Raw genomic sequence first — 12,980 nt, forward strand, 5'->3', positions numbered from 1 at the left:
CCATGCTGAAAGCCGATCTGAATTCCGACATTGGCGAGGGCTTTGGCGATTGGACCAAGGGCGACGATGCCGCGCTGATGCAGGTGATCACCTCGGCCAATGTCGCCTGTGGCTTTCACGCGGGTGACCCGGATGTCATGGCGCGCACCATGAAACTGGCGGTCGAGAACGGCGTCGGCATCGGCGCGCATCCGGGCTTTGCCGATCTCAAAGGCTTCGGGCGGAGACGTCTGCCTTTGAGCCATGAGGAGATCGCCAATCTCGTGAGCTACCAACTGGGCGCGGCGCAGGCGATGGCGCGGGCGGCGGGCGGTCAGGTGCGGCATCTGAAACTGCACGGGGCGCTGGCGAATATGGCCTCTGAGGATCCAGACCTCGCGCGGGTCTGTTTCGCGGCGGCGTTGAAGGTCCAGCCCGACATCGTGATCATGGTGCTCGCGGCCACCGCGATGGAACAGGCCGCGCGCGATCTGAACTGCGCCTGGGCGGGGGAGATTTTCGCGGATCGCGCCTATAATGATGACGCCACTTTGGTGGATCGTCGCCAACCGGGGGCAGTGCTGCATGATCCGCACGTGATCTCCGCGCGCATTTTGGCGATGCTCAAGGCTGGCGCGATCATCACGGAAAGCGGCAAACATATTCCCTGCAAGATCGACACGATTTGCGTGCACGGCGACACCGAGGGCGCGCTGGCGATGACAACGGCGCTCAAGGCCGGGTTGCAGGCGGCGGGCGTCGAGATCGCCAGGCTTTGACCCGCATGCCGCATCAGCGAAAACCATCGCATTCGATGGGTCCGAGGCTTGCCATGGCATCGCCTGCCGGGTAGGGATCAGGGCTTGAGAAGAACAAGAATATCCCACTACCCCTGAGGAAGGTTTCCCCATGATGGACGACGATATCTCCCCCGACCACGCGTCTGGCCCCGACGCCTCCTACCGCGTGACCGCCGACGAGCTGCGCCAGTTCGTGGAGCGCTTCGAGCGGCTGGAACTTGAGAAAAAAGACATCGCGGATCAGCAAAAAGAGGTGATGGCCGAGGCGAAAGGCCGTGGCTACGACACCAAAGCGATGCGCAAACTCATCGCGCTGCGCAAGAAAAGTGCCGATGAGATCGCCGAGGAAGAGGCGATTTTGGACATGTACAAGGAAGCTCTGGGCATGCGCTGAGGCGCCTGTTTTTGAGTTTTCCGGATGAGCCGTCGCACCCGTCATCGCCTTGCTTTGTCTGCCCTGGCGCTCGCTTTGGGCTTTGGTCTTGGGTTGATGTTTTTGGGGCTGTCGCCGGTTCTGGCGGGGGTCTGCCCCGGCTGTTTCGGGTTCAAGAAAGTGGCGCCGCAGGTCTATTCCGAACTGCGGGGCCCGACCACCTCGAAAGAGATGCTGCGCCGACTGGCTTTGGCAGAGGAACGCGTCGAGGCCGTGTTCGGTCCGCAGACACGCCCGCGCATTCTGATTTGCTTCACAGCGACCTGCAACAACGTCATGGGCGGCATGACGGCGCGGGCGATGACCTATGGCAATCATCTGTTCTATCTGACGCCGCAGGGGCATGACACGGAGATCATCGCCCATGAGCTGACCCATGTGGCGTTACACCGTCAGATCGGGCTCAGCGCCCAGCGGCAGTTCCCGGCCTGGCTCGATGAGGGCATTGCCACCTATGTGTCCCGCGATCCGCGGTTCGATCTCAATCCCGACACCTGCGATCCGGGGGCAGGGGCGCTCCCCCTGAATGCCCACGACTGGCGCCATTCCGAGGCCGCCCGCAACGCCAGCGCCTATGCCGAGGCCGGCTGCCGCGTGGCGCAATGGGCCAAGGCGCATCCGGTGAGCGGGATCGAGGGGCTGATTGCGGGGGCTTTGGAGTGAGGGATGTCGTCCTCACGGCGCGATAAACCGCACGCCCTCCATCTCTTCGATCTTTTCCAAGTCCGTTTCATAGACCTCGGTCAGCCGCTCGATCAGGGCATCGTCCCAGCCGGGCAGGTCGATCTCTTCCTCCAGCGCGTCTTCGTCGACATATTTGTCGAGAAACGCCTGTAGAATGCGGCGGCGTTGTTCTTCGGTCTGGGGGCGGTGGGTGTGCAGATAGGTGCGCAGCCGTTTCATGCCCTCGCGCTTCATGATCGTCGCCAAAATGTCGAGCCCGCCGGACATCGGCACCATCGGGCCGACCCCGGTCATATCGCGCATCACCTGCGACCATGTCAGCGGCGTGTCCTCATAGGCGAAACAGGTGAGGCGCGCGTCGGGGCAGACCGCGCGGATGCGGGCCAAAAGGTCGGACCAGCGCAAAGCCTCAAGCTCGACGCCATTGAGAAACCCCTCGAAACTCACGTTTGATCCGCAAAAGGAAAAGGCCTCCGGCACGAAAGTCGCCGGGTTGCGAATGCCGATGAAGAATTCGACCTCGTGATCGGCAAAGACATTGCGCAGCCACGGCAGTTTGAAATTCGCCTTCTCGTAAAACCCGCCCTTCTCGAAGATGAAGGAATGCATGCAGATCACGTCTTCGTAGCTCAAGACCATGCGGGCGCAGTCGTCGATGTCGAGCATATGATCGAGCAGCATTTCCTGCGTCTCGGGCGTGGCGCGTTCGCTTTTCACCTTTTTCATGATCTGCGGAAGCAAATCGCGATAATAGGCCAGGGGCGGCACCGCGACGCCCTGTTCGGCCAGCACGGCCTTGTTTTTCAAAAGCCCGCGCATGAGCTGCGCGCCATTGGTGCAATGGGCGCCGATATGCATTGAGATGATCATGGTCGGGTCTTTCTCTGGCCTGGCGACGAACTGGCAGCGGTCTGTTGGTCTCTTATGCTCTTCTTATGCCTCTGTGAGACAAGAAGGTTAAGGGGGTTTTACCATATGTGCTTTTGGCCACAGGGCAAGCGCGCTGTGGGATCCGGGGCGTGCGGGTTTCTCTTCACCTCGCCTGCAAAAGCCTCTATGTCGAAAGAATGACCGACCAAATCGCTCAGACACCGGCCTGTGAGGCCACAGGCCGCGCGCGCCGCCACGGGCGATTGGCCCGTGTGTCGCGGCTGTCGCCTTGGTCCGCAGGGGCGTTTGTGATCGCGGGTCTCGTGTTGATGCCGTTGATCGCCGTGGTCTGGATCGCCTTTCACCCAAGCGAAAATATCTGGCCGCATCTCATGGCCACCACCTTGCCGCGCTATATGAAGACCACCGCTTTTCTGGCCTTTGGTGTTGCGGGGCTGGCGGCCTGTGTTGGCACCGGATCGGCCTGGCTCGTGACCATGTATCGCTTTCCCTTGTCGAAAGCACTGGAGTGGCTGTTGCTTTTGCCCTTGGCGATCCCGGCCTATGTCGGCGCCTATGCTTTGGTCGATTTTTTGGAATACGCGGGGCCGGTGCAGGGCGGCTTGCGACAGATTTTCGGCTGGCAGAGCGCGCGCGACTATTGGTTCCCGGAAATCCGCTCTCTGGGGTCGGCCATCGTCGTTCTGGCCGCCGCTCTGACGCCCTATGTCTTTCTTTTGACCCGCGCCGCCTTTCGCGAACAATCCGGCTCCGTCTATGAGACCGCCCGCGCGCTGGGCGCCGGACCTTTCGAGCGGTTTTGGCGCGTCGGCCTGCCGCTCGCGCGTCCTGCGATTGCCGCGGGCACCGCGATCGTGATGATGGAGAGCGTGTCGGATTACGGCACCGTCTCCTATTTCGCGGTCCAGACCCTCACCACCGGCATTTTCTCCACCTGGCTCGAAGGCGGCAATGCCGGCGGCGCGGCCCAGATCGCCTCCGTTGTTCTGGTCGTGGTGTTCTTGCTGGTGGCCTTCGAGAAAGCCTCGCGCGGCCGCGCGCGGTTTCACCAGAGCGCGCGTCAGACCCGACCGATCGCGCCCATTCGCCTCAGCGGCTGGCAAGGGCTTTTGGCGCTGGCTTTGTGCGCGGTGCCCTTCTTCGTGGGCTTTGTCCTGCCGGTCTCCGTCATCTCGTACCACGCCTTGGGAGAACCGGAGCAATGGGCCGTTCCCGGTCTGATCACGGCGTTGAAAAACACACTCACCGTGGCCGGGATCGCGGCGATTGTCACGGTTCTGGCGGCGCTCTTTATGGTCTACGGCGTGCGCCTGACGGGCCGCAAGCTGCCGCGTCTGATCCTGCCCTTCACCACCCTGGGCTATGCTGCGCCGGGCGCCGTTTTGGGCCTCGGCATCCTGTTTCCTCTGGCCGGTCTCGATCATGTTCTGGCCGATGCCATCGCGGCGCTGACAGGCACCGACCCGGGCCTTTTGCTCACCGGCTCAGCCTTCGCCATCATCCTTGCTTACGTGGTCCGCTTCTTCGCCATCGCCCAGGGCGCGACGGACGCCGCCTTAGGCCGCGTCTCACCGTCGCTGCCCATGGCGGCGCGCTCCTTGGGGCAAAGCCTGGGCGGCACGCTGCGCCGGGTCTATGTTCCCTTGATCCGCGGCTCCGTCGGCACAGCACTTTTGCTGGTCTTCGTCGATTGCGTCAAGGAACTCCCCGCAACCCTGCTGCTGCGGCCCTTCAACTACAACACCCTGGCGACGCGGGTCTACGACAAGGCCTCGCTCGAACAACTCGAACAGGCCTCTCCTGCGGCGCTTCTGGTGATCGGCGTCGGCCTCGTGGCCGTGGTCCTCATGGCCCGCTCCGAGAATGCGGCGGATCTGAGCTGAACGGGCACGAATACGGCCATCGAACCTGCGCCGGATTTGCTTTTCCATCATCACAAACCTCTTGCGCAGACGACCCTCACCGCGTAAATGACGCTCCGAGTGCCCCTATAGCTCAGCTGGTAGAGCAACTGATTTGTAATCAGTAGGTCCGCGGTTCGAGTCCGTGTGGGGGCACCAATTGCAAGCCTAAAATCGCAAGTATAGTTGAATTTCTCAGGAAATAGCGTTTTTACGGCTCGAAACTGCCACACAATTTGCCACACGTAAGCGGGTTGCCCGCCTCATAGAGCGCGATTTTTCGTAACTCGATTAAGCATGGATTTGTAGGCCGCACACGCATAGCTGGCGCCTATCAAACCAGGCAATTTTGGCGATTTTTATTTGAACCAACCTCCTTCCCATCAGTTGAAGGAGGTTTCATTGAACGGGCAAACGCAACGCTTGGAGAAAGCCATGGCAACCATGCTTCGGATTATTCGTGATCGACCAGATCGTCGAAAATATATGCCCATAGTGCAGCGTCTTGAACGGGCTATTACATCAAGTAAGAATGATGACGCGGAGTTCGAGCGGATTATGGGCATGGCCGCAGAGCTTAAAGGTTGAGTGATTGAGAAGTTTTACTCAAGGAATACCCCGACATAAGGAGAATGAATTTTCTTTCATTCCTTCTCTTGATTTGGTTTCTGTATGCTGAGCCGTTGGCCGACGGTTGGCGATCTTTTTTCATATCGGCTATGTTGTCTATTGAAACTGTGACATCAAAGCTTTGATGAGCAATGCGAATTTGAGGTAATCAAGTGATCCAAGTATTCAGCACCGACCAAGACAATGTCATCAGCAGTGTTGTCGCAATAGGCAAGGCGAATTACGAGTTTGCTCTCGAGCGCTTGCATCCACTTCTTAATCGTTTTGGTGAGCAGCGTAAGCTTCAATCGAAGAGCTTCTACTCAAGACTAAAAGCTGACATTGTGTCAGGCTGTATCATGCCGCCTATTACTCTTGCTTTCGTGAGTGAAGACTCTTCTCACAATTTAACGGCAGATGATGCCCAAACTTTCATAAACAACCACATTGATGATGGTTACATTCTTGATGGTATGCAGCGCCTAAACACTCTTCAGGATGCATCCAAGGAAGATGGATTTGATCCTCTGCGCCCGATCCATATCAACATTATCATCGCGAAAAAATATGATCTGCTTCTTTATAGAATGATCACTCTCAATAATGGTCAGAAACCGATGACAGCACGTCACCAAATTGAGATGTTGACCCGCGGAGCGATCGATCTCTCTAACGTGGATTTGCCAATTGTCACTGAGAAAGAAACGGAAGAAGCAAAAGTCATTGGGGCCTTCAAAAAGTCTGATATTGTTGAGGCTTACACAGCCTACTTGACCGACAATGTTAACAACCAGAACAAAAAAATTATCGAAACTAAACTGAATGAAATTTTGGTTGGCAGAGTTATGGAGACGAACCTGAGTGATCAAGATGTTAGTTTCTCGGAAATTCTCGCTGAAGTTGGCAGATTAGTCGTCGAGCCCGGCACGAAGACTTGGCTGAGACTTGGGAATAATCTTATAGGTTTTACCGTTGGAGCCAAAAAATCCATTGAGGTTCTTCGAAACATTACCCCCGTGGCCTTTGCTGAAGTCGTCAAGAGATTTGATCAGGCATTCGATGCCATAAACCCGTCGAAAGTTAATGTCGGAAAGGTCAGACGTGAACTTTCAGCATTTTACATTGGGCAACTTGGCGAGTTTGTAGACGCGTCGGTTGAGGATATCGAAACCGCTTTTTTTGAAAAGACTATGTCTGAATAATAGATGGCACCAACTTTTAGATTAAATGATCCGCTGCTGCCGGGTCGAGTCCAGCGACCTTTTAGCGTGCGAAATGATGGTGTGCCTGCATTTGAGTGCCTTCGCTTACTGTGCGGATCAATGGATGTTACACATCAAGATTCAGGCGCAAAAGCGAAGTTTCGATACTGCCATCTCTCACAAGAAACGAGACGGCCCTCGAAGAGGACTATCGATAGTATCGTTGATCTCGTGTTTGACGGCGATTTGGAAACAAGCGACGTAAAGACATACTTGAATAAAGCAGCTACTGCGAACAGAGCTTTTTGGGAAGAATTGCGTGCTGAAATTTCCTTTTGTCTCTATGCCAGAAAGAAGAAAAGTTCTGTCGAAGCATTCTTGCATCTGTATCGAATTTTAGAGCTCGTCTCGGTAGCTTTGCCCCTAATTTACACATCTAAATTTTCTGATTTTCGTCAGGCTGTTTCGTTTATCAAGTCACTTAATAAAAACGACAGAGATCAGGATTTGGCGATTTTACGGTATTTTTCTGAGGAAATAGCTAAAAGCGGTGAGCTTTCAAATCTAACTATTGATTACGAATTTTCTGAGTTGGGCGAACAGGCGCGAAGTCATTTAAGAACTCAGCTGGATAACTTAGTTCTTTCGGATAATAAGATTTCCCATTCTGGCTTCGCTAATCCGAACGATGGTGTGTCCTTGGAGTTTAAGTCTGTCCCCAGCTTTATGGTATCTTGTCGAAATCGCTTGTTTCATAATGCGCTCTCTGGCGAAAATTTTAAGATTGATAGTATTCGGGGGCCAGGTTCTCTGTGTTCGATCTTGGTTGACCCTGGGTTATATTGGTTCAGCCTATTGCTGTCTGAGATTTTAAAAGCCGAGGCGGCTCGCTACGTCTAAAACCGGGGATCTAAATCTATGTCGTTTGTTTTGTGGCCTTTGCCGAGATGCGGCGATCTGGCACTATTGGCGTGAAGATTTTGCTTTACCGACCGAACTCCAAACGTTGAATAATTTAGGCGCATTTTCAATATGTCGCGCAACATTATCAGCTCAAGAAAAATGCGCCGAATAGGCTTCCTACTGCGAAGGCTGCTGCAATTATTGGCCAGCTGGGCGCAAGGGACATTGGAGATTGTGTGGGGTGTTCTTCTCGGTTGCTTTCCTGCCTCTGTAGAGCCGCTCCGATTTGGTGCAATGCATGCTTGACTGCCTTGATCTCGGAGGAATGGCGGTTCTGTGTGCTTAGAAGCTGTGCCACGCCGCTGATCGTTCGCTCTGTGTTTCTCGAAGCCGCTGTGGCGGCCATTTCCGTTGCCTCCATCGCAGCTTGCCAATCTATCGGTTCGTTCTTGTGCATTGAGTGCCTCCTTGCTGGCGTTGATTTCTTTGATGATTTCGTTTGCTTCAGTACGGGAATGGCCTTGATCAATGTTGTGCCATGCTGCCTTGGGCTGAATAGTATGCTTTGCTGAAAGAGTGGCCCTGCTTCCGGGGCCTTCATGTATTGTCGGAATCTTATCTATGCCGCGTTCGAGAAAGGAACGATGGTCAATCATTGATGAAGGCGGGTACCCCCAAGCAGTCATTAGTCGATTGTGAACAGTCGCCCAGTCCCGAGCGGCATTCTCAACGGCTGATTTACGAGCCATGCCGATAATGCTTTTAGGTCGTCCTCGGCCGCCAGTTTTGATGTACTTGTCGAACAAAACGACGTGAGCGTGCGGGTTCTTGGCGTCGTTGTCGGTTTGGTCATGAATGGCCGCAATAAATCCGGCCTGCTTCTTAGTCATATGCTCGCAGAAAGCTCTTGTGAGGGCTTCTCTCTGCTGTTGTGAGGCCTCCCCGTGGGCAAAGCGATGATGAAGCGCTCACAGACGCGTCCTTTGCGCTTCTCAGCGTCATTCTCCACCTGCTTTGCGATCTTCGGAAGGGGAGAGTTGGGAAGACGATCTTGAATCACGATGCGCGCCGCGCTTGAGCGTGTGATGTATCGAAGATGAGCCGCAGTTTGCCCGTGTTTTGCGCGCCGAGTGTCGCGCGTTACTTTTGGGGAGAATGTCTTGGTGCTGTGCCGAAATGAAAAGAGTGCCATCGCTGTTTTTGAGCGCTGGGACAAAATTACTATTTTGTCCGTTGTGCGCATTAAAGTTTAAACAGAGATAGGAAATCGATTTGGCGAACCCAAAAGTTGAGAAGTCACTTGATACTTTAGCAATTCTCATATCCAGCCATTGTAGAAAATGGCGATTGGCAGATATTGAGTTCGAACAACTTTCAGCCGCTCAGAGGCGGGCCGCGATTACGGCCACGCTTGATTATTTCGAACATGTTTTAGAGCGTATGCTGCCCCCCTTAGTGGAAAGCGGCAGCTCTTCGGGAGAGGGCGCCACGGACACATTTCCGCAGCGCTCACGCTTTGACGATCACTCTGTCTTTTGAGTGTCTGTCGCGGCAGTCTTGGAGAGGCGATACATCTTGTTTCGCGTTTCAACCTCTCCAGATTTCACCATTGAATCCAGTGCTTTTTTGGTTTGCTTGCGCATCGATTCACTGTTTTCGCGCACCGCGTTAAAGGCATCGCCGGTCAAAGCCTGAACGCTCTTTGGGTCAAGCCAAGAACCTGCTTCGTGCTTGTCATGTTGACTGAGAACCCGAAGGATATCGTCCTTTCTAAGGTCTGCAACAGATTGAACTGGCTGCGGACGTCGATTGCTGTTCGCGACTTGTGAAACAGTTGTTTGCTGTTTCTTGAAGGGAACTGCTTTTGGGACCGTCACTTTGTCTTCTTCGGAGTCGAAGCCTATTTGAAAGCTCTCGATCTCGAAGGTGATCGGGGCTTGGAGTTCATTGTTTTTTTGTTTCGTCGGTGTCAGTTGGACGATTTTTTGTGCCGCGTCACCTTTCGCCTTTTTGAGCAAAAATTCGTCGTCTGTGTTGCCTTTGATGGCACCGGAGCCTCGACCACGAGACTGGTCACCAAGCGGGGTATGATGAAGAAAGAGGACGTAACTCTCTGAGAGTTCGGCAATGCGGTGTGCGTTGGAAATGATTTTCCCCATTTGGTTAGAGGAATTCTCATCTGCTTCGCCAATCGCCAAGTTCGTTGTGTCGACGATGACGATTGATCGTTCGGTTTGAGCTTTGACTTTTCGTGCTTTGATGTCCTGAATAATGCCATCAATATGATCGGCGTTGCCCATGTCAGGGACACGCTTGACGATATCAAAGGGAACGGAAGTCGCGTTGTAGTCTTTCAGGTATGGATAAGCACGTTTCTGAACTCCATTGGGGTCCTCAGGTGCCAAATAGTAAACATATGAGCGTCGGACCTTGAGACCTGCAAACTCGTGGCCGAGAGCCAAATGTGCACATAGTGCCGCGACGATTGCGGTTTTGCCCTGAGCCGGCGGAGCAATCAAAAAGCCGACCTGCCCCGGATTGAACCAGTGTTTGATCAGGTAATCTTGCTCGAGTTGCTCAATGGGTCCAGCCGCCGGAATTTCATCGCCGCCTGCAAAGCCTTCTTGTGAATTGGGTTGTTCTTGAAACATATCCTGCTTTCTTCTTTTTCGATTCAGCACCGTGCTGTCTCGTGAACGGGACATGTTGTCGTTTCGGAAAACGCAAAATAAAAAGTTTGAAGAAAATTCCAGACAGACGCACAGACCAGCGCCTCCTTGTAGGAGGCTTTGGCTGGTCTGTGCGTCTGTCTGGAATGGGGACGTTTCAAGTTTACGAAACCCGGAAGCCTTGTTCTTCAGCGAGACGATCAATCTCCGCTCGAAGTGTTTGAATCGAACGGGGTGACCAACTTGCGGTTGGGAACGCCACCATCTCTTGATACAGCGCCCGCAATTCCAAGTCTGGCATCGAACCATAAACGGGACGGCCTCTGACGGCCCCCACAGAGTGTCCCATCAAATACGCACGTTCCTCATTCGTCATTTTTGCTTTGGTCATTCGGTCTTCGAAAGTATGGCGTGTGCAGCTCAAGGTGTATTTTCCTGCCATGCCGTCTGCGACTTCAGGAAACAACTTTCTGTCCTTCAGGTAGTTGTTGACGGTTCCGGGGTAGGTCTTCTTCCCGCGATATCGGTCAAAGCCCTTGGGGTGTCTTTTCATCGCTTCAAGCGCAGCGCCGTGGAGCATAACTGGCCGTTTTGAGGCGGCATTCTTGATCTGTCGTTTGTATTTTCCTGAGCTTTCGGGAGCCAACTGGATATGAGGAAACTCGTGGTCGAGATGGATAGCATCCGGTGGTAAATCGAAAATCTCGGATTGGCGGCACCCGCATTCAGCCGAGATCGTGGCGATGTCGCGTGCCTGCTCGTTCAGTCCTTCAAGCCCGTTTTGGTCGATCAAGTGATGTTTTATCCAAGTCACTGGCAATGACAATTTCTTGGGCGTGTTATCCTCGGATGCCGTTTTCTCAATTTTGAGCTCTTTAAACGGATTTTTTCTCTCGCTGTTAGGCATATCAAAGCGATTGTAGAAAGCGTCTACAAGTTGACGTGCGAACCTTAGTCGTTTGTCGGCGTGGTTTGTTGAGATTTCACCACTATCGCGTCGAGTAAGCCAATGGCGCTTATATTTCATCGCGTCTTGTTCCGTAATTTCGAGCACAGGTTTATCGCCGACGATTTCGCAGAAGGATTTGGCGGCGTGCTTGTATTTGTTCCTCCATTCGTCCAGTTGCCGTCCGTTTTTGCCGGCAAGGTTGGCTTTGTTGGTTTCTTCGATGATGGAGACCATCTCGGAGAAATTCACGGGCGGATAGTCGAGGGCTCCGAGAACAGCCGGAACCATTGCAGATTGAGTGTCCGTCTTTTCAAGTGCTTCAATTCGGGCGAGAAGCTTTTCAATTGGATCGGCCAAGAGTTCTTTTTGAGGGCGATAAGGTACGCCAATCTCGCGCAGCATTTCCAACGCAGCATCGAACGTTTCCGGGGTGGTTTCGCCGCGAGCTTCTTTGAGGCGGAAGTCCCAATCGGCGAGCAACGATCTCTGCGCTACAGCAAGATTTGCCTTCGCTTCGATGATGTCACGCGTTTTTAGGGACCGGTTGATCTCTTTGCGTTTCTCTACGGCTGCATAACGTGCTGGAACGCGCCAGCGCATGTAATAGACCTTGCCTCTCCGTTCGATGCCCTCAATACATTTGTCTTCGACTGCGATCATTTCTGCCCCACACTCTGCCACACAAAAGTGGATTTCCTGACATGCCGCTTTTCAGCGAAAAACGACGATTTCCTCAGGGAATGTTGGGTTCTTTGAGATTTTCAAAAATCGTAGTTTGATGCCCATGAGAGCGTGTGGGGGCACCATTTTTATAAATTAAATCAAGGCATTGCGCGATTTTACTGCGTTCGCGTTTGTTCCGTTTTGAAAAATGGAAGCAATACGGAAGCACGCGGAGGGGAGAATCTGTGTGTGGCTGGGGGGCAACGCGGGGCCTTATTCGCTTTTTGTCGCGGCGGTGAGTTTTTTGAGCACGACGCGGCGACCAACATCGGCGCTCTGTTTCCAAGCGACTTGCACTTCTCTAAGGCGTTTTTCATTTTGTGTATTGGTAGGGCCATGAACAATCGCGGAGCGAACACCGTAAAGATGTTTGACAATGGTTCTTAAGCTCTCTTTTTCGCTCTCGGTTTCGCAAAGTTCGATCTCCCGTTCCAAACAGACCCCATGAAACAATGCAATGACTTTACCTTGGAGCAGGCTGGAATTGAGCTGTTGTTCAACAATCGTAGCTTGCAGCAGAGAATTTAGCTGTGCGATTGAGGCTTTGAATTGGTCTGCCTTGTAGTACACCGCATCTTGGCAAGGGGACCCGCTGCGCGTCCCCGTTGCATCCCTCCGGCCATGTCTCAGCTTGGGTATCGAACCCACCAGAGCCAACAGAACCTATCGCCGTTCAATCACTCGCGGGAGACTTCGCTCTCCCTGCACCCATCGATCAAAGAGCGTTCCTGCCCGTTTGAAATCCTGACCAACCTTCCGCAGTTTGGATGCCGTCACCTTGTCGAAGGTGAATCACGATCCGGGGGCTTATCGCCGCCCCCTCGAAACCCAGCTCGTTAGACGTGGAGACTACCTCTCCACCAACACCGAACCATGGAAATCACCGAGCATTCCGATTGCGCCCCGTGCCAGCTTCATGCACAATGGCTATAATGTCCATTTTGGATCAAATCTGCATGAAGACGCTGTCCGCCCGTGACGCCAAAAACCGCTTCGGTTATCTGATAGATACCGCAAGGCAGGAGCCTGTTTCCGTAGAAAAGCACGGCAGGCCTGTCGTTGTGGTGCTCAGCGTCGAAGACTATGAACGCTTGGCAAGCAGTGCATCTGGGACTGTTACCGGGGAGCCGGAATGACCAGAAAGGCTGCCTATCCACTGATTGACGTCTTTGCGGGGCCGGGCGGCCTTGGAGAAGGTTTTTCGTCTCTTGTACGCGGGAAGCATGATGCCTGCTTT

At 53.8% G+C, this 12,980-nt stretch carries 12 protein-coding genes, 1 tRNA gene and 1 pseudogene; 9 read left to right on the forward strand and 5 right to left on the reverse strand.

The window, feature by feature from the left end:
- Nucleotides 1-2: 2 nt before the first annotated feature.
- The 3 genes from HCZ23_RS12905 to HCZ23_RS12915 all read left to right on the forward strand — a co-directional run bounded on the left by HCZ23_RS12905 (nt 3) and on the right by HCZ23_RS12915 (nt 1,875).
- On the forward strand, nt 3-758 hold the full coding sequence (locus HCZ23_RS12905) for a LamB/YcsF family protein (RefSeq protein ID WP_167602135.1): 756 nt from the start codon (nt 3-5) through the stop codon (nt 756-758).
- Between the two features lie 133 nt (nt 759-891).
- Nucleotides 892-1,173 carry a DUF2312 domain-containing protein gene (locus tag HCZ23_RS12910; RefSeq protein WP_167602254.1) on the forward strand — a complete coding sequence of 94 codons (282 nt, stop codon included), beginning with the start codon at nt 892-894 and terminating at the stop codon, nt 1,171-1,173.
- A gap of 24 nt (nt 1,174-1,197) precedes the next feature.
- The gene (locus HCZ23_RS12915; RefSeq protein WP_167602136.1) at nt 1,198-1,875 is read left to right on the forward strand and encodes a DUF4157 domain-containing protein; all 678 of its coding nucleotides are present in this window, start codon (nt 1,198-1,200) and stop codon (nt 1,873-1,875) included.
- Between the two features lie 12 nt (nt 1,876-1,887).
- Here HCZ23_RS12915 and HCZ23_RS12920 read toward each other — a convergent pair whose 3' ends face one another.
- Nucleotides 1,888-2,766 (reverse strand): hypothetical protein, encoded by an 879-nt coding sequence (locus HCZ23_RS12920; protein ID WP_167602137.1) that lies wholly within the window; start codon nt 2,764-2,766, stop codon nt 1,888-1,890.
- 329 nt (nt 2,767-3,095) lie between these two features.
- On the opposite strand from HCZ23_RS12920, the gene HCZ23_RS12925 reads away from it, so the two are divergent.
- The 5 genes from HCZ23_RS12925 to HCZ23_RS12945 all read left to right on the forward strand — a co-directional run bounded on the left by HCZ23_RS12925 (nt 3,096) and on the right by HCZ23_RS12945 (nt 7,399).
- Nucleotides 3,096-4,670, forward strand: coding sequence for an iron ABC transporter permease (locus HCZ23_RS12925; RefSeq protein ID WP_254870317.1), 1,575 nt, complete (start codon nt 3,096-3,098; stop codon nt 4,668-4,670).
- A 101-nt stretch (nt 4,671-4,771) separates the two neighbouring features.
- A tRNA-Thr gene (locus HCZ23_RS12930) sits at nt 4,772-4,847 on the forward strand.
- 243 nt (nt 4,848-5,090) lie between these two features.
- A complete protein-coding gene (locus HCZ23_RS12935; protein ID WP_217703194.1) occupies nt 5,091-5,276 on the forward strand; it encodes a hypothetical protein in 186 nt (61 codons plus the stop codon).
- 194 nt (nt 5,277-5,470) lie between these two features.
- Complete coding sequence (locus HCZ23_RS12940; RefSeq protein WP_167602140.1) at nt 5,471-6,499, forward strand: hypothetical protein; 1,029 nt, start codon at nt 5,471-5,473, stop codon at nt 6,497-6,499.
- A 3-nt stretch (nt 6,500-6,502) separates the two neighbouring features.
- Nucleotides 6,503-7,399, forward strand: a complete 897-nt coding sequence (locus HCZ23_RS12945) for a hypothetical protein (protein WP_167602141.1) — start codon at nt 6,503-6,505, stop codon at nt 7,397-7,399.
- Here the strand turns inward: HCZ23_RS12945 and HCZ23_RS12950 are convergent.
- The 4 genes and pseudogenes from HCZ23_RS12950 to HCZ23_RS12965 form a co-directional block, all read right to left on the reverse strand.
- Nucleotides 7,396-8,331 (reverse strand): annotated as a pseudogene (locus tag HCZ23_RS12950) (MobA/MobL family protein); the annotation flags it as partial. The gene HCZ23_RS12945 and the pseudogene HCZ23_RS12950 sit on opposite strands and share 4 nt — an antisense overlap.
- 594 nt (nt 8,332-8,925) lie before the next feature.
- Nucleotides 8,926-10,107 carry an AAA family ATPase gene (locus HCZ23_RS12955; RefSeq protein ID WP_167602143.1) on the reverse strand — a complete coding sequence of 394 codons (1,182 nt, stop codon included), beginning with the start codon at nt 10,105-10,107 and terminating at the stop codon, nt 8,926-8,928.
- A gap of 127 nt (nt 10,108-10,234) precedes the next feature.
- Nucleotides 10,235-11,680, reverse strand: coding sequence for a DUF6538 domain-containing protein (locus HCZ23_RS12960; RefSeq protein WP_167602144.1), 1,446 nt, complete (start codon nt 11,678-11,680; stop codon nt 10,235-10,237).
- A gap of 276 nt (nt 11,681-11,956) precedes the next feature.
- Nucleotides 11,957-12,313 (reverse strand): hypothetical protein, encoded by a 357-nt coding sequence (locus HCZ23_RS12965; RefSeq protein WP_167602145.1) that lies wholly within the window; start codon nt 12,311-12,313, stop codon nt 11,957-11,959.
- 362 nt (nt 12,314-12,675) lie between these two features.
- Here HCZ23_RS12965 and HCZ23_RS12970 point away from each other — a divergent pair, with 362 nt between their 5' ends.
- A complete protein-coding gene (locus HCZ23_RS12970; RefSeq protein WP_254870308.1) occupies nt 12,676-12,879 on the forward strand; it encodes a type II toxin-antitoxin system Phd/YefM family antitoxin in 204 nt (67 codons plus the stop codon).
- Nucleotides 12,880-12,980 lie beyond the last annotated feature (101 nt).

Source organism: Celeribacter sp. HF31 (genome assembly GCF_011806455.1).
Classification (GTDB): Bacteria; Pseudomonadota; Alphaproteobacteria; order Rhodobacterales; family Rhodobacteraceae; genus Celeribacter.

Excerpts from the sequence above, each read along its gene's own strand:
- HCZ23_RS12910 (WP_167602254.1), top strand. The coding sequence starts at position 892 with ATGGACGACGATATCTCCCCCGACCACGCGTCTGGCCCCGACGCCTCC.
- HCZ23_RS12955 (WP_167602143.1), bottom strand. The coding sequence starts at position 10,107 with ATGTCCCGTTCACGAGACAGCACGGTGCTGAATCGAAAAAGAAGAAAG.
- HCZ23_RS12970 (WP_254870308.1), top strand. The coding sequence starts at position 12,676 with ATGTCCATTTTGGATCAAATCTGCATGAAGACGCTGTCCGCCCGTGAC.
- HCZ23_RS12960 (WP_167602144.1), bottom strand. The coding sequence starts at position 11,680 with ATGATCGCAGTCGAAGACAAATGTATTGAGGGCATCGAACGGAGAGGC.
- HCZ23_RS12920 (WP_167602137.1), bottom strand. The coding sequence starts at position 2,766 with ATGATCATCTCAATGCATATCGGCGCCCATTGCACCAATGGCGCGCAG.
- HCZ23_RS12905 (WP_167602135.1), top strand. The coding sequence starts at position 3 with ATGCTGAAAGCCGATCTGAATTCCGACATTGGCGAGGGCTTTGGCGAT.
- HCZ23_RS12945 (WP_167602141.1), top strand. The coding sequence starts at position 6,503 with ATGGCACCAACTTTTAGATTAAATGATCCGCTGCTGCCGGGTCGAGTC.
- HCZ23_RS12925 (WP_254870317.1), top strand. The coding sequence starts at position 3,096 with ATGCCGTTGATCGCCGTGGTCTGGATCGCCTTTCACCCAAGCGAAAAT.
- HCZ23_RS12915 (WP_167602136.1), top strand. The coding sequence starts at position 1,198 with ATGAGCCGTCGCACCCGTCATCGCCTTGCTTTGTCTGCCCTGGCGCTC.